This window comes from Streptomyces sp. NPDC045287 (assembly GCF_056432325.1).
Genome location: NZ_JBWKJG010000016.1, coordinates 1 through 15,179 on the forward strand (window position 1 = coordinate 1; position 15,179 = coordinate 15,179).

14 protein-coding genes are annotated in these 15,179 nt (G+C 74.9%); 4 read left to right on the forward strand and 10 right to left on the reverse strand.

The annotated features are described in order from the left end of the window. The first annotated feature begins 538 nt into the window (after positions 1-538). Positions 539-1,540, forward strand: a complete 1,002-nt coding sequence (trpS, locus tag AC07D6_RS24430; protein WP_479047662.1) for a tryptophan--tRNA ligase — start codon at positions 539-541, stop codon at positions 1,538-1,540. On the opposite strand, the gene AC07D6_RS24435 is transcribed toward trpS, so the two are convergent. After that, a complete protein-coding gene (locus AC07D6_RS24435) occupies positions 1,507-2,493 on the reverse strand; it encodes a GlxA family transcriptional regulator (protein WP_479047664.1) in 987 nt (328 codons plus the stop codon). The genes trpS and AC07D6_RS24435 overlap by 34 nt on opposite strands. Positions 2,494-2,586: 93 nt before the next feature. On the opposite strand from AC07D6_RS24435, the gene AC07D6_RS24440 reads away from it, so the two are divergent. Next, positions 2,587-3,222 (forward strand): isochorismatase family protein, encoded by a 636-nt coding sequence (locus tag AC07D6_RS24440; RefSeq protein WP_479047667.1) that lies wholly within the window; start codon positions 2,587-2,589, stop codon positions 3,220-3,222. Between the two features lie 21 nt (positions 3,223-3,243). Here AC07D6_RS24440 and proC read toward each other — a convergent pair whose 3' ends face one another. The 5 genes from proC to AC07D6_RS24465 form a co-directional block, all read right to left on the reverse strand. Then, positions 3,244-4,053 carry a pyrroline-5-carboxylate reductase gene (proC, locus tag AC07D6_RS24445; RefSeq protein WP_315875888.1) on the reverse strand — a complete coding sequence of 270 codons (810 nt, stop codon included), beginning with the start codon at positions 4,051-4,053 and terminating at the stop codon, positions 3,244-3,246. Positions 4,054-4,175: 122 nt separating this feature from the next. Next, positions 4,176-4,913, reverse strand: a complete 738-nt coding sequence (locus AC07D6_RS24450; RefSeq protein ID WP_315875889.1) for an ABC transporter permease — start codon at positions 4,911-4,913, stop codon at positions 4,176-4,178. Then, a complete protein-coding gene (locus AC07D6_RS24455; RefSeq protein ID WP_479047670.1) occupies positions 4,910-5,698 on the reverse strand; it encodes an ABC transporter ATP-binding protein in 789 nt (262 codons plus the stop codon). The genes AC07D6_RS24450 and AC07D6_RS24455 overlap by 4 nt, the downstream gene beginning before the upstream one ends. Before the next feature lie 424 nt (positions 5,699-6,122). Further along, positions 6,123-6,689, reverse strand: coding sequence for a hypothetical protein (locus AC07D6_RS24460; RefSeq protein ID WP_479047672.1), 567 nt, complete (start codon positions 6,687-6,689; stop codon positions 6,123-6,125). A gap of 45 nt (positions 6,690-6,734) precedes the next feature. After that, on the reverse strand, positions 6,735-6,998 hold the full coding sequence (locus AC07D6_RS24465) for a peptidase (RefSeq protein ID WP_315875892.1): 264 nt from the start codon (positions 6,996-6,998) through the stop codon (positions 6,735-6,737). 160 nt (positions 6,999-7,158) lie between these two features. On the opposite strand from AC07D6_RS24465, the gene AC07D6_RS24470 reads away from it, so the two are divergent. Continuing rightward, positions 7,159-9,336: a protein kinase domain-containing protein gene (locus AC07D6_RS24470; protein ID WP_479047944.1), complete on the forward strand. Its 2,178-nt coding sequence runs from the start codon at positions 7,159-7,161 to the stop codon at positions 9,334-9,336. A gap of 424 nt (positions 9,337-9,760) precedes the next feature. Here the strand turns inward: AC07D6_RS24470 and ilvD are convergent, their stop codons facing one another. From ilvD to AC07D6_RS24490, 4 genes are all read right to left on the reverse strand, one after another. Continuing rightward, the gene (gene ilvD, locus AC07D6_RS24475; RefSeq protein ID WP_315875894.1) at positions 9,761-11,614 is read right to left on the reverse strand and encodes a dihydroxy-acid dehydratase; all 1,854 of its coding nucleotides are present in this window, start codon (positions 11,612-11,614) and stop codon (positions 9,761-9,763) included. A 202-nt stretch (positions 11,615-11,816) separates the two neighbouring features. Next, positions 11,817-12,434, reverse strand: coding sequence for a TetR/AcrR family transcriptional regulator (locus tag AC07D6_RS24480; protein ID WP_479047675.1), 618 nt, complete (start codon positions 12,432-12,434; stop codon positions 11,817-11,819). Next, a complete protein-coding gene (locus AC07D6_RS24485; RefSeq protein ID WP_479047946.1) occupies positions 12,431-13,270 on the reverse strand; it encodes a sugar phosphate isomerase/epimerase family protein in 840 nt (279 codons plus the stop codon). Before AC07D6_RS24485 ends, AC07D6_RS24480 begins: the two co-directional genes overlap by 4 nt. 35 nt (positions 13,271-13,305) lie before the next feature. Next, positions 13,306-14,235, reverse strand: coding sequence for a Ppx/GppA family phosphatase (locus tag AC07D6_RS24490; protein WP_315875896.1), 930 nt, complete (start codon positions 14,233-14,235; stop codon positions 13,306-13,308). 49 nt (positions 14,236-14,284) lie between these two features. Here AC07D6_RS24490 and AC07D6_RS24495 point away from each other — a divergent pair, with 49 nt between their 5' ends. Continuing rightward, positions 14,285-15,169: a DUF3109 family protein gene (locus AC07D6_RS24495; protein ID WP_391652688.1), complete on the forward strand. Its 885-nt coding sequence runs from the start codon at positions 14,285-14,287 to the stop codon at positions 15,167-15,169. Positions 15,170-15,179 lie beyond the last annotated feature (10 nt).

The window sequence follows — 15,179 nt, forward strand, 5'->3', positions numbered from 1 at the left end:
CCGGGCTGCCGATCCGTTCTCCGCTTTCGCGTTTCCCTTTCCGGCGATTCCGACTCTATCAGATCCTTTCGGCCCTGATTCCCCGTCAGAAGGGGCTGTCCTCCCGGCCCTCGGGCCGTTCCGACGTCGTGAACCTTAGCGAATCCGTGGGCCCGACGCTAATCGGGCTCCCGCTCTCTCAAGCGAGGATTCCTCATTTCGCAAAAGCGCACGTAAAGCGGCGCGACAGCGCGTCGCTCGCTGGAAGTGGTTCTTGCGGAATGGCTGTCCGGGGACCGACCGGAGTCGGCGCTCACGTCGGACAACTCGGAGAACACTACGCATCAGGCAAACCAGTGTCAACCCAGGCCCCTACCCCGTTACGGTGGAACCATGACAGCGCATGCGCACAGCCTTCTGTGGTGGGCCGCCTGACGGCGGCCGCGCACTGACGCATGCACACGACGGCCGCCGCCCCGGCGGCCGTTCGCGTTTCCCCCTCCGGGAGGAACGGCCGCGGGGAGCGGCGGTTCCGACCAGGAGTGAGAGGGACAGGGACATGACGCGGATCTTCAGCGGGGTCAAGCCGACCGGGCACCTGACACTGGGCAACTACATCGGGGCCGTGCGGAAGTGGGTCGAGGAGGACCAGTACCGGGCGGACGCCCTGTTCTCCGTCGTCGACCTGCACGCCCTGACCGTGGAGCACGACCCGGCGCGGGTGCGGCGGCTCAGCCGGCAGGTGGCGACGCTGCTCCTCGCGGCGGGGCTCGACCCGGAGCGGTGCGTCCTCTTCGTGCAGAGCCACGTCGACGAGCACGCGCGGCTGTCGTACCTGCTGGAGTGCACGGCCACCGACGGGGAGATGCGGCGCATGATCCAGTACCGGGAGAAGGCGGCGCGGGAGCGGGGACGGGGCGGGAGCGTGCGGCTGTCGCTGCTGACGTACCCGGTGCTGATGGCGGCGGACATCCTCGCGTACGAGGCGGACGAGGTGCCCGTGGGCGACGACCAGGTGCAGCACGTGGAGCTGACGCGGGACCTGGCGGTGCGGTTCAACCAACGGTACGGGCACACGTTCACCGTACCGAAGGCCACGCACCCGGCGGTCGGGGCGCGGGTCATGAACCTCCAGGACCCCACGGCCAAGATGGGGAAGTCGGACGACGACGGGCCCGGTGTCGTCCATCTGCTCGACGAGCCGGACGTGGTGCGGCGGAAGGTGATGCGGGCCGTCACCGACAGCGGGCGGGACGTCGTGTACGACCGGGAGGGGCGGCCGGGCCTGGCGAACCTGCTGGAGGTGCTCGCCGCCTGTACGGGCGCGGACGACCCGGCGGGGCCGGCGGAGGGCTACGCCTCGTACGGGGCGCTGAAGCAGGACGTCGCCGACGCCGTGGTGGAGCTGCTGCGGCCGTTGCGGGCGCGGCACGCGGAGCTGGCCGCCGACCCGGCGTACGTGGACGGGGTGCTGCGGGAGGGGGCGGACCGGGCGCGGGCGATGGCGCGGCCGGTGGTGGACCGGGCCTACCGGGCCGTGGGGCTGCTGCCGGCCGTCTGACGGAACGCGGCGCGGTAGTCGCGCGGGCTGGTGGCGAGGTGGGCCGCGAAGTGCTGGCGCATGGTGACCTCGCTGCCGAAGCCCGCGCGGCGGGCCACCTCGGGCAGGGGGTGGTCGGTGCGTTCGAGGAGCTTCTGGGCGGCGGCGACGCGCTGGGCGGTGAGCCACCGGAGGGGGGTGGTGCCGGTGGTGGCCCGGAAGTGGCGGGCGAACGTGCGCGGGGACATGCCGGCGCGGGCGGCGAGGGATGCGACGGTGTGCGGTTGACCGAGGTGGGCGAGGGCGTGGGCGCGTACGGCGGCGAGGGCGTCGGCGTCGCGGTCGGCGCGCGGGGTGGGGTGCTCGATGAACTGGGCCTGCGTGCCGGTGCGGAACGGGGCGGTGACCATGGCGCGGGCGATGGTCGCGGCGGTCTCGGCGCCGTGGGCGGTGCGGACGAGGTGGAGGCACAGGTCGACGCCGGCGGCGGTGCCGGCCGACGTCCACAGGCCGCCGTCCTCGATGAACAGGGCGTTCGGTTCGACCGTGACGGCGGGGTGGCGTTCCCGGAGGCGGTCGGCGACGTACCAGTGGGTGACGGCGCGGCGGCCGTCGAGGAGGCCGGCGCGGGCGAGGGCGAACGCGCCGGCGCACAGGGCGGCGACGGGGGTGCCCGCGTGGTGGGCGCGGCGGAGGGCGTCGAGGACGGGGGCGGCGATGTCGACGTCGGGATCGGTGAGGCCGGGGACGATGACGAGGTCGGCCTCGTCGAGCCAGGCGAGGGGGCGGTCCGGGGTGAGGGCGAGGCCCCCGCGGAGGGGGATGGGGGTGCCCGGGTCGGCGGCGGCGCGCCGCAGTTCGAACGGGGGGACGCCGCGGTCGGTGCGGTCGACGCCCCAGACCTCGGTGATGACGGAGACGTCGAAGGGGCGTACGCCGGGGAAGGCGAGCATCGCCACGCGGTACACGGTCATGGGAGCAGGATGCCATCGGGGTGGCGGCAATCCATCGATGGGCGGCGTTTCCGCCACTGGTGGGGCGTGGTGCGGCGGCCGGAGGATTCCGGCATGGAACTGAACGGGAATGCCGAGGTCGAGGTCGCTGCGAACGCCGCGCTGGTCGTGGTGGACGTGCAGAAGGGGTTCGCGGACCCGTCCTGGGGGCGGCGGAACAACCCGGCGGCGGAGGGGAACATCGCCGCGCTGATCGACGTGTGGCAGGGGTCGGGGCGGCCGGTCGTGTTCGTACGGCACGACTCGACGGGTCCGCGGTCGCCGCTGCGGCCGGGGCAGCCGGGGAACGGCTTCCAGGACGTGGTGGAGGAGCGGCGGGGGAAGGGCGCCGGGCCCGAGCTGCTGGTGGTGAAGTCGGTGAACTCGGCGTTCTACGGGGAGCCGGACCTGGACGCGTGGCTGCGGGGCGCCGGGGTGCGGCAGGTCGTGGTCGTGGGCGTCCAGACGAACATGTGCAACGAGACGACGGCCCGGATGGCCGGGAACCTCGGGTACGAGGTGCTGTTCCCGCTGGACGCGATGCACACGTTCGACGGGACCGGGCCGTTCGGCTGGACGCTGACCGCGGACGAGCTGTCGCGGGCGACGGCGGTGTCGCTGCACGGGGGCGGGTTCGCGACGGTCGTGACGACGGCGGACGTGCTGCGGGGCGCCGGGGTGGCCGGGGCGGGGGCGGCCGGGGCGGTGTGACCCCGGCCGCGGGGCTCCGGGTCAGCCGTTGCCGGAGGCCAGTTCGCGGCTGCGGTCGCGGGCGGCCTCCAGGGCGGCGATGAGGGCGGCCCGTACGCCGTGGTTCTCCAGTTCGCGGATGGCGCTGATGGTCGTGCCGGCGGGAGACGTGACGGCCTCGCGGAGCTTGACCGGGTGCTCGCCGCTGTCGCGGAGCATCACGGCGGCGCCGATGGCGGCCTGGACGATGAGGTCGTGGGCCTGGGCGCGGGGCAGGCCGAGGAGGATGCCCGCGTCGGTCATGGCCTCGACGAGGAAGTAGAAGTACGCCGGTCCGGAGCCGGACAGGGCCGTCGCGGCGTCCTGCTGGGACTCGGGGACGCGGAGGGTCTTGCCGACGCCGCCGAAGATCTCCTCGGTGTGGGCGAGGTGCGCGCCGGTGGCGTGGGTGCCGGCGGAGATGACGGACATGCCCTCGTCGACGAGGACGGGGGTGTTCGGCATGACCCGGACGACCGGGGTGTCGGGGGCGAGGCGCTCCTCGATGAAGGCCGTGGTGATGCCGGCGGCGGCGCTGATGACGAGGTGGTCGCGGGTGACCTGGTGGGAGAGCTCGTCGAGGAGCCGGCCCATGTCCTGGGGCTTCACGGCGAGGATGAGGGTGTCGGCGCGCTTGGCGGCGTCGGCGTTGCCGACGGCTTCGACGCCGTAGCGGGCGCTGAGCTCCTCGGCGCGCTCGGGGCGGCGGGTGGTGACGAGGAGGTGGGCGGTGGGCCAGCCGGCCCGGATCATGCCGCTGAGGAGGGCCTCGCCGATCTTTCCGGTGCCGAGGACCGCGACTGTCTGGGTCATTTCTCTGCTCACCTCGCCGTGGGGTACGTGCCTGGGGGCCATCCTTCCACCGGGACGGGGGGTGGCGTCGCGGCTGTCCGAAGGACGGTACGGGTGCGGGCGGGGCGTACGGCCGGGGCGGGTCAGGGGGTGCGGCGGCGGAGGGTGGCGGCGCCGAGGGCGAGGACGAGGAGGGCGCAGGCGGCGACGACCAGGACGTCGCGGAGGAAGGCGCCGGTGACCTCGGCGTGGTGGAGGACCTCGTTCATGCCGTCGACGGCGTAGGACATGGGCAGCACGTCCGAGACGGCCTCCAGGGCGGGGTGCATCCTGTCGCGCGGTGCGAACAGGCCGCACAGGAGCAACTGCGGGAAGACCACGGCCGGCATGAACTGGACGGCCTGGAACTCGGACGCGGCGAACGCGGAGACGAAGAGGCCGAGCGCGGTGCCGAGGAGCGCGTCGAGCAGGGCGACGAGGAGCAGCAGCCAGGGCGAGCCGGCCACGTCGAGGCCGAGGACCCACAGGGCGACGGCGGTGGCGAGGGCCGACTGGACGGCGGCGAGCAGGCCGAAGGCGAGGGCGTAGCCGGCGATGAGGTCGGCCTTGCCGAGGGGCATGGCGAGGAGCCGTTCGAGGGTGCCCGAGGTGCGTTCGCGCAGGGTGGCGATGGACGTCACCAGGAACATCGTGATCAGCGGGAAGATGCCGAGCAGGGACGCGCCGATGCCGTCGAACACGCTCGGGCCGCCGTCGAAGACGTACCGGAGCAGCGTGATCATCAGTACCGGGACGAGGAGCATCAGGGCGATGGTGCGCGGGTCGTGGCGCAACTGGCGCAGGACGCGGGCGGCGGTGGCCAGGGTGCGGGATCCGTTCACGGCCGGTCCTCGGGTGGGGTGCGGGTGGTGGCGGCCCTGGCGGCGGCGGTGTCGACCAGGTGGAGGAAGGCGTCCTCGACGGTGGCGGTGCCGTGGCGGCGGCGCAGTTCCCCGGGGGTGCCGTCGGCGAGGAGTTCGCCCTCGCGCAGGAGGAGGAGGCGGTGGCAGCGCTCGGCCTCGTCCATGACGTGGGAGGAGACGAGGAGGGCGGTCCCCCGGTCGGCGGCGAGGCGGTGGAAGAGGTCCCACAGGTCGCGGCGGAGGACGGGGTCGAGGCCGACCGTCGGCTCGTCCAGGACGAGGAGGTCCGGGGTGTCGAGGAGGGCGACGGCGAGGGAGGCGCGGCTGCGCTGGCCGCCGGAGAGCCGGCCGGCGAGGGTGTCGGCGCGGTCGGTGAGGTCCACGTCGGCGAGGGCGCGGGCGACGGCCCCGGCGCGGTGGTCGCGGTGGCGGCGGCCGGGGCGGAGGACCTCGGCGAAGTAGGCGAGGTTCTGTCGGACGGTCAGGTCGTCGTAGACGGACGGGGCCTGGGTGACGTACCCGACGCGGGAGCGGAGGGCGGGGTCGCCGGCGGGGCGGCCGAGGACGTCTAGGACGCCGGTGACCTTGGCCTGGGTGCCGGTGACGGCGCGCATGAGGGTGGTCTTCCCGCAGCCGGAGGGGCCGAGGAGGCCGGTGATCCGGCCCGGGGGTACGGAGAAGTCGAGGCCGCGCAGGACGGTGCGGGCTCCCCGGGTGACGGTCAGTCCCCGGGCTTCGACGGCCGCACCGGAGTAATTCACCATGTGATGAATTATGGGTACGGGGAGAGGGAGGCGTCAAGGGGGCGCTCGGAGCGGCGCGGGGGACGGGGTGTCCGGGGTGGTGCGGGAAGGGGCTGGCGCAGTACGGGGGCGGGGATACCCGGCGTCAGCGGCGGGGCCCGGCACGGTACGAGGCGGCGCGGTACGAGGCGGGGACACCCGGCGTCAGCGGCGGGGCCCGGCACGGTACGAGGCGGCGCGGTACGAGGCGGGGACACCCGGCGTCAGCGGCGGGGCCCGGCGGGTACGAGGCGGGGCGGTACGGGGCGGGGCGGGGGTACCCAGCGTCAGCGGCGGGGCGCCAGCGGTAGGAGCGCCCGGAGAGGTGCGGGACGGGAACGCCCGGCGCCAACGGCGGGACCCGGCGCGGTACGGGACGGGAAGGCCCGGCGCCAGGAGCGGAGCATCAGCGGCGGGGGCGCTTCTTGCGGGCCGCCGGGTTGCCGGTGCGGGTGGTGCGGCGCTTCTCGTACCGGGCGCGGGCCGCCTCGTACTCGGCGCGGGCGAGCTTCTCGCCGGGGGCCTCGAAGAGGGAACGGACGAAGTAGGCGAGGAGCGAGCCGACGAAGCCGATCGCCTTCAGGCTGCGCAGGGCGTCCTCGCGGGCCGGGTCGGCCGGGCGGCGGCCGAACCCCTCCCACGTCCGCTGGAACGCGATGGCCGTGCACACCGCGAACATCACGATCACCAGGCCGTTGACGAAGCCGCCGACCCGGGCGATGGCCAGGCCCTCGTACGCGAAGCGCAGGACGAGCGCGCCCGCGACGGCCGCGGCCAGGGAGCCGGCGGCGACACCGGCGCGCCGCAGCCCGTACCCACCGTCGTGGCCGACCCAGGTGGTGCCGAAGAAGCGGAGGGGCTCGGGCCGGGGACCGCCGGACGTGCCCGTGGCGCGGGTCGCGCCGGCGGGGCCGGTGGTGTCGGCGGGGCCGGTCGGGTCCGTGGGGCCGGTCGGGTCCGTGGGGTCGCTCACGGGACGATTATCCCCCGCCGGTCCGGGCCGCCGCCGGGGCGGGCGTCAGGCGCAGCGCACCGTCACGTACCCGTCGGTCCCGGTCCGGACGTACGCGTCCGACACGTACTGGCCGTTGGCGATGTTGTCCCAGAGGTTCGACGTGCCGTACGGGCCCGAGACCCACGTGCCCGGCGACTGGCAGTTGATCGGCACGTTCACGCCTTCCGGCAGGACCTTCACGATGCCGTACTGCGTGCCCGGACCGCTGCGGACGTTGAGCCGGACCCCCGGCGCGACCGGGTAGCGCTTGACCGAGTACGTCTCCATGTGTGCCTCCCCCCGAGGCTCCCGCCGGATGCGGGCGCGTCTGTGGAGGGGAGGCTAACAAGCCACACCGACATCGCACGCATCATCGACTAGGCTCCGTGCGTCGCGCGTGCGCCGGTCGTGCGCCGCGCGTCCGAGCGAGCACACACGGGGGTGGATGATGCCGCCGCTGCGCAGCCCCGGGACCGTACCGGAAGCGGAGCATCCGGAGTACGCCGGCAGGTACCGGCTGAAGGACTGGCTGGGTTCGGGCGGCATGGGGGTCGTCCGACTCGCCGTGTCGGACTCCGGGCTGCGCCTCGCCGTGAAGGTCGTCCACGTCGAACACGCGGCGGACCCCGAGTTCAGGGCGCGTTTCCGGCAGGAGATCGAGGCCGCACGGCGGGTCAGCGGGGCGTTCACCGCGCCGGTCGTCGACGCCGACCCGGAAGCCGCGCGGCCGTGGATGGCGACCCTGTTCATCGACGGGCCGACCCTGTCGGAGCGGGTCAAGCGGAACGGGCCGCTGGACGCGGCGGAGTTGCGCCGGCTCGGCGCCGGGCTCGCGGAGGCGCTGCGCGACATCCACCGGGCCGGGGTCGTCCACCGGGACCTGAAGCCCAGCAACGTCCTGCTCGCGGCGGACGGGCCGAAGGTCATCGACTTCGGCATCTCCCGGCCGAGCGACAGCGACGTGCGCACCGAGACGGGGAAGCTGATCGGCACGCCGCCGTTCATGGCGCCCGAGCAGTTCCAGCGGCCCCGGGACGTGGGGCCGGCGGCGGACGTGTTCGCGATGGGCGCGGTGCTGGTGCACGCGGCGACGGGGCGGGGCCCCTTCGATTCGAACAGCCCGTACGTGGTGGCGTACCAGGTGGTGCACAACGAGCCGGACCTGGCGGGCGTGCCGGAGGAGCTCGCGCCGCTGTTGAGGCGGTGCCTCGCCAAGGACCCGGCACAGCGGCCCACGCCGGAGCAGGTGATGGTCGCCCTGCGCGTGCCGGACGGGGGCGGGGGCGCCGGCGCGGCCGGGGGTGCGGGCAGGGGCGCCGGTACGGCCGGGGGCGTCCGGGTGCCCGAGCAGCGCGGGGCCGGGGACCCGGCGGACGGCAGCCCGGCGGACGGCGACCCGCGGGACGCGCGTACGCCTGCGGGCGGTGGGCGCGGCGGGGCGCGGCGGCTCGGGTGGGTCGCCGTGGCGGTCGCGGTGGCCGGGGCCCTCGTCGGGGGGCTGGTCGCCGTCCGGGGCGCGGACGGCCGGGACGGGGCGCGGGAGGCCGGCCCCGCCGCCGCGGCACGGAGCTTCCGGGCCTGGGCGGTGCCGCTGGGTACGGGGGCCGAGGCGGCGCGGCCGCCGGTGTGCGCCGCCGCGGACGGCGCGCTGTACTGCGCCGCGCCCGGAGTGAAGGCCGCGCGGCTGGGCGCGGCGGACGGGGCGGTGGTCTGGTCGGTGCCGGCCGGGGGGCCGGCCGCGCCGGAGGAGGGGGCCGCCGTGGTGGCGGCCGGGGGGTTGGTGCGGGTGGTGAGCCCCCGTACGGCGGCCGGCGGGGACGCCCGGCTGGAGGCGCTCGACCCCGCGACGGGCGCGGTCCGCTGGGGCGTCGGCCTCGGTGCGTACGCCCAGGTCGTGCACGGCGCCGACACGGTGCTCGTCGTCGACGGGGACGGCCGGGTGCGGGCGCTGGACGGCGCGACGGGCGCCGGTCGGTGGACGGGGCGGCCGGCGGCGCGCGGCGCGCAGTGGGTGGCCGGGGCGGCGGGCGGGCCCGTGTTCGCCGCGGCGGTCGCGGGGAACGGGACGTCGACGCTGGTCAGCGCCGTGGATCCGGTGGACGGCCGGGTGCTGTGGCGCACGCGGGTGCCCGGTTCGCTGACGCCGGTGCAGGCGACGGAGGAGGCGCTGGTGCTGCTCTCCGCCGACAAGGACCTGTACACCGACGCCGTGGTGCGGCTGGACCTGCGGGACCGGGGGGTGCGGCGGGTGGCACTGACGGGGGCGGCCGACCAGGCGCAGGCCGTGGTGGACGGGGAGACCGCGTACGTCGTGGGGTCGGGCGGGGCGCTGGCCGCGGTCGACCTGGGCACCGGGCCCGGGCGGGGCCGGGAGCTGTGGCGGTTGGAGACCGGGGCGGCGCGGGTGTCGCGGCCGGTGGCCGCGGACGGCCGGGTCTTCCTGATGGCCGGCGACGGGCGGCTGCTCGGGGTCGACGCCGGGCGGGGGGTGCTGGTCGGGCAGAGCGGGCCGCGGATGGCCGCCGGGGTCGTGCCGTTACTGGCCGCGCCGGTGGTGTCCGGGGGCAAGGTGTACGGCGGGGCGCCGGACGGGGCGGTGTTCGCGGTGGACCCGGCCGGGTGGTGAGGGCCCGCGGGCCGGTGCCGGGCGCCGCGCGCGGGGCGGCCGGCTCCGGTCGGCGCGGTACGGCGGTGCGGGGCACCCGCCGCCCCGGGCGCAACGACCCGCCCGGCCGGGGAGGGCCGGTGGCCGGGGCCCCGGCAGAACGACTCGCCGGTCCAGGGGGATCAGCAGCCGGGCCCGGGCAGAACGACCCGCCACACCGGAAGCACCAGCGGACAGGCCCGGAACGGAACGACCCGCCCGACCAGGGAAGACCAGCGGACGGACCCCGGGCAGAACGACCGCCACGCCGGAAACGCCAGCGGACACCCCCGGATGGAACGGCCCGCCCGACCAGGGGATCGACGGACGGCCACCGGACGGAACGACCCACCGCACCCGAGACACCAGCGGACGGGGCCCGGACGGGGCCCCGACCCGGCCGGCGTTACGGGAGCTTCGTGACGTCGCGGACGGCGCCCTTGTCGGCGCTGGTGGCCATGGCCGCGTAGGCGCGGAGGGCCGCCGAGACCTTGCGCGTACGGTTCTTCGGGGCGTACGCGCCGGCCAGGGCGTCGCGGCGGGCGGACAGCGTCTCGTCGTCGACCAGCAGCTCGATCGTGCGGTTCGGGATGTCGATGCGGATCCGGTCGCCGTCCTCGACCAGCGCGATCGTGCCGCCGGACGCCGCCTCCGGGGAGGCGTGGCCGATGGACAGGCCGGACGTGCCGCCGGAGAAGCGGCCGTCGGTGACCAGCGCGCAGGTCTTGCCGAGGCCGCGGCCCTTCAGGAACGACGTCGGGTAGAGCATCTCCTGCATGCCGGGGCCGCCCTTGGGGCCCTCGTAGCGGATGACGACGACGTCGCCGTCCTTCACCCGCTTGTTGAGGATCTTCTCGACGGCCTCCTCCTGCGACTCGCAGACGACCGCCGGGCCCTCGAACGTCCAGATCGACTCGTCGACGCCGGCCGTCTTCACGACGCACCCGTCGACCGCCAGGTTGCCCTTCAGGACCGCGAGGCCGCCGTCCTTGGAGTAGGCGTGCTCGGCGGAGCGGATGCAGCCGTTCTCGGCGTCGAGGTCCAGGGCCTCCCACCGCTCCGACTGGGAGAACGCCTCCGCGGAGCGCACGCAGCCCGGCGCCGCGTGCCACATCTCGACGGCCTCGGCGGACGGGGAGCCGCCGCGCACGTCCCAGGTCTTCAGCCAGTCCGCCAGGGACGGGCTGTGGACGGCGTGCACGTCCTCGTTGAGCAGGCCCGCGCGGTGCAGCTCGCCCAGCAGGGCGGGGATGCCTCCGGCGCGGTGCACGTCCTCCATGTAGTACGTGCGGTCCTTCGCGACGTTCGGCGCGACCTTCGCCAGGCACGGCACGCGGCGCGAGACGGCGTCGATCTCCTCCAGCCCGAAGGGGACGCCCGCCTCCTGCGCGGCGGCCAGCAGGTGCAGGATCGTGTTGGTGGAGCCGCCCATGGCGATGTCCAGGGCCATCGCGTTCTCGAAGGCGGCGAACGTGGCGACGTTGCGGGGCAGGACCGACTCGTCGTCCTGCTCGTAGTACCGCTTCGTCACCTCGACGACCGTGCGCGCCGCGTTCTCGTACAGGGCGCGGCGGGCCGTGTGCGTGGCGAGGACGGAGCCGTTGCCGGGGAGGGAGAGGCCCATGGCCTCCGTCAGGCAGTTCATCGAGTTGGCGGTGAACATGCCGGAACAGGAGCCGCAGGTCGGACAGGCGTTCTCCTCGATGCGGAGGATGTCCTCGTCGGAGATCTTGTCGTTGGCCGCGTCGGAGATCGCGTCGACCAGGTCGAGCGTGCGGACCGTGCCGTCGACCAGGGTGGCGCGGCCGGACTCCATGGGGCCGCCGGAGACGAAGACCGTCGGGATGTTCAGGCGCAGCGCCGCCATCAGCATGCCGGGGGTGATCTTGTCGCAGTTGGAGATGCAGATCAGGGCGTCCGCGCAGTGCGCCTCGACCATGTATTCGACGGAGTCGGCGATCAGGTCGCGGGACGGCAGCGAGTACAGCATGCCGCCGTGGCCCATCGCGATGCCGTCGTCGACGGCGATCGTGTTGAACTCGCGCGGGATCGCCCCGGCCGCCCTGATGGCGTCGCTGACGATCCGGCCGACGGGCTGGAGGTGCGTGTGGCCGGGGACGAACTCGGTGAAGGAGTTGGCGACGGCGACGATCGGCTTGCGCCCGATGTCCTCGCCCGGTACCCCGGAGGCGCGCATAAGGGCACGGGCGCCCGCCATGTTGCGGCCGTGGGTGACTGTGCGGGACCTCAGCTCGGGCATCGTCGCTCGCTCCTCATCAAAGAGACTGGCTCCTACGAGCGTACGCCGCCCCTCCAGGAAGTGGACAGCTTGTCCGGATAACGGGACACACCGGTCGTCTCCCGGTCACCCGCCCCCGCGCTCCCGGAGCCGGGCCACGCCTCGGGCGGGGACCCGCTGGCGGGTCGGGGCACGCCTCGGTCAGGTACCGCTGGAGGCCGGGTCACGCCTCGGTCAGGTACCGCTGGAGGGTCGGCGCGACCACGGCCACGATCGCCTCCGGCTCCGCCGACGCCAACGGCTCGACCCGGATGACGTACCGCAGGACCGCGATGCCGATCATGTGCGACGCGGCCAGCTCCGCCCGGAACCGCGGGTCCGGTACGTCGAGCTCCTCCGCGACCCGCTCCAGCACCCGCCGCAGCACGTACCCGCGCAGCACCTTCGCCGCCGCCTCGTGCGTGAGCGCCGAGCGGATCACCGCCAGGAGCGGCGCGCGCGCGGCCGGGTCCTCCCACACGTCGAAGAAGTACCGGGCCAGCCGCTCCCCCACGCCGGCGGGGCCGGGGCCGACCACGGCCGGGACGACCAGCGCGGGCTCGAAGGAGACCTCGACGGCCGCCGCGAACACCTCGTCCTTCGTGCCGAAGTAGTGGTGGACGAGGGCCGCGTCGACGCCGGCGGCCTTCGCGATGCCGCGCACCGACGTCCTGTCGTAGCCGCGCTCGGCGAACTCGTCGCGGGCCGCCTCCAGGATGCGCTCGCGGGCGCCGGGCCCGTCCGCGCGCTCGGCGGCGGGCGGCCGTCCGCGGCCCCGGCGCGGCGCCGCTGCGCCGGTCACGGGACGCGGGCCGACGACGCCAGGTGCTGCCGGGTGAAGGCCAGCGCCTCGGCGAGGTCCGCCTCCCGCTCGGCGGCGGACATGGCGCGCCGCGTGTTGACCTCGATGACGACGTGCCCGTCGAAGCCGGTGCGGACGAGGTGCTCCAGCAGTTCGGCGCAGGGCTGCGTGCCGCGGCCCGGTACCAGGTGCTCGTCCTTCGCGGAGCCGCGCCCGTCCGCGAGGTGGACGTGGCCCAGCCGGTCGCCCATGCGGGACACCATGGCCATCGCGTCCGTGCGGGCGGTCGCCGTGTGGGAGAGGTCGACCGTGTAGTGGCGGTAGTCGTCCTTGGTGACGTCCCACTCGGGGGCGTACGCGAGCATCTCGCGGTCGCGGTACCGCCAGGGGTACATGTTCTCGACGGCGAACCGCACGTCCGTCTCGTTCGCCATCCGCCAGATGCCGGAGACGAAGTCGCGCGCGTACTGCCGCTGCCAGCGGAACGGCGGGTGGACGACGACCGTCGACGCGCCGAGCTTCTCCGCCGCCGCCCGGGCGCGCTGGAGCTTCACCCACGGGTCGGTCGACCAGACGCGCTGGGTGATCAGCAGGCAGGGGGCGTGCACGGCGAGCACGGGCACCTGGTGGTAGTCGGAGAGCCGGCGCAGGGCCTCCAGGTCCTGGCTGACCGGGTCCGTCCACACCATCACCTCGACACCGTCGTAGCCGAGGCGCGCGGCCACCTCGAAGGCCGTCGCCGTCGACTCGGGGTAGACCGAGGCCGTCGAGAGGGCGACCTTCACGCGGGGCGCGCGCGCCCCCGGCCGCTCCGCTTGCTCTGCCGCGTCTGCCACGTCTGCCACGAGGAAAAGGGTACGGGCCCGGCCCGTCACCCGGGGAGGTGGTCGAGGCGGCGCAGGATGACGCCCTCGCGCAGCGCCCACGGGCAGATCTCCAGCACGTCGACGCCGAGCAGGTCCATCGCCCCCTCCGCGACCAGCGCCCCGGCCAGCAGTTGGGCGGCCCGGCCCTCGGACACGCCGGGCAGGCCGCGGCGCTGCTCGACGGTCATGGCGGCCAGCTTCGGCACCCACGTCTCCAGTGACGAACGACTCAGTACGCGCTGCACGTACAGGCCGTCGCCGGAGCCCGGCGCCCCGGCGATCCGGGCGAGCTGCTTGAACGTCTTGGACGTGGCGACGACGTGGTCGGGCCGGCCGAAGCGGGCGAACTCGCCGACCGTCCGGGCTATCTCCGCCCGCACGTGGCGGCGCAGCGCCCGCACGTCGGCCGGGTCCGGCGGGTCGCCGGGCAGCCAGCCGGCGGTGAGCCGTCCGGCGCCGAGCGGGAGGGAGACGGCCGCGTCGGGCTCCTCGTCGATGCCGTACGCGATCTCCAGGGAGCCGCCGCCGATGTCGAGGAGCAGCAGCTTCCCCGCCGACCAGCCGAACCAGCGGCGGGCGGCGAGGAAGGTGAGCCGGGCCTCCTCCGCCCCGGTGAGGACCTGGAGGTCGACGCCCGTCTCGGCCTTCACGCGCGCGAGGACCGCCTCGGCGTTGGCGGCGTCGCGGACGGCGGAGGTCGCGAAGGGGAGGACCGCCTCGCAGCCCTTCTCCTCGGCGGTGTGGAGGGCGTCCCCGACGATCGTGACGAGCCGGTCGACGCCGGGGGCGCCGATCGCGCCGTCCGCGTCGAGCAGTTCGGCCAGGCGCAGCTCCGCCTTGTGGGAGTGGGCGGGCAGCGGCCGGGCGCCGGGGTGGGCGTCCACGACCAGCAGGTGCACCGTGTTCGAACCGACGTCGAGGACTCCGAGTCTCATGCCAGCACGCTACTGCGAGCGGGGGACGGGCTGCGCCTACGCTGGAGGAGTGCCAAAGACCAAGAAGGCCAAGCCGGGCGAAACGGGATCCGGCAAGAAGCGCGACGCCCCGGCGGCCGGGGCCGGCGTCCCGCACGAGGACCGCGAGGACGACGAGAAGGGCCTGGACTTCCCGCGCGCGTGGGTGGAGTTCCCGGACCCGGCCGACGAGGACCAGGTCTTCCGCTGCGACCTGACGTGGCTGACGTCCCGCTGGACGTGCGTCTTCGGCAGCGGCTGCCAGGGCATCCAGGCGGGCCGCGCCGACGACGGGTGCTGCACGCTCGGCGCGCACTTCTCCGACGAGGACGACGAGAAGCGGGTCGCCGGGCACGTGGCGCGGCTGACGCCGGAGCTGTGGCAGTTCCACGACGTGGGGACGGCGACGGGCTGGGTGCAGCTCGACGAGGACGGCGAGCGGCAGACGCGCCGCTGGAACGGCTCGTGCGTCTTCCAGAACCGTCCCGGCTTCGCGGGCGGTGCGGGGTGCGCGCTGCACATCCTGGCGCTGCGGGAGGGGCGCGAGCCGCTGGAGACGAAGCCGGACGTGTGCTGGCAGCTTCCGGTGCGGCGGACGTACGACTGGATCGAGCGGCCGGACGACACGAAGGTGCTCCAGGTGTCGATCGGCGAGTACGACCGCCGGGGCTGGGGCCCCGGCGGGCACGACCTGCACTGGTGGTGCACCTCCGCCACCTCGGCGCACGGCGCGGGCGAGCCGGTGTACGTGACGTACCGGCCGGAGCTGACGGAGCTGATGGGCCGGGCGGCGTACGACGTGCTGGTGGGGCTGTGCGAGGCGCGGCTGGCGTCCTCGCTGCCGCTGGTGGCCCCGCACCCGGCGGACCCGGTGGCCCCGATCGGACCTACCGGGCCCGCCGGGCCCGTGTCGTAGGGCGCCCGGC

Excerpts from the sequence above, each read along its gene's own strand:
- AC07D6_RS24470 (WP_479047944.1), top strand. The coding sequence starts at position 7,159 with ATGCCGCCGCTGCGCAGCCCCGGGACCGTACCGGAAGCGGAGCATCCG.
- AC07D6_RS24465 (WP_315875892.1), bottom strand. The coding sequence starts at position 6,998 with ATGGAGACGTACTCGGTCAAGCGCTACCCGGTCGCGCCGGGGGTCCGG.
- proC (WP_315875888.1), bottom strand. The coding sequence starts at position 4,053 with ATGACCCAGACAGTCGCGGTCCTCGGCACCGGAAAGATCGGCGAGGCC.
- ilvD (WP_315875894.1), bottom strand. The coding sequence starts at position 11,614 with ATGCCCGAGCTGAGGTCCCGCACAGTCACCCACGGCCGCAACATGGCG.
- AC07D6_RS24440 (WP_479047667.1), top strand. The coding sequence starts at position 2,587 with ATGGAACTGAACGGGAATGCCGAGGTCGAGGTCGCTGCGAACGCCGCG.
- AC07D6_RS24435 (WP_479047664.1), bottom strand. The coding sequence starts at position 2,493 with ATGACCGTGTACCGCGTGGCGATGCTCGCCTTCCCCGGCGTACGCCCC.
- AC07D6_RS24455 (WP_479047670.1), bottom strand. The coding sequence starts at position 5,698 with ATGGTGAATTACTCCGGTGCGGCCGTCGAAGCCCGGGGACTGACCGTC.
- trpS (WP_479047662.1), top strand. The coding sequence starts at position 539 with ATGACGCGGATCTTCAGCGGGGTCAAGCCGACCGGGCACCTGACACTG.
- AC07D6_RS24490 (WP_315875896.1), bottom strand. The coding sequence starts at position 14,235 with ATGAGACTCGGAGTCCTCGACGTCGGTTCGAACACGGTGCACCTGCTG.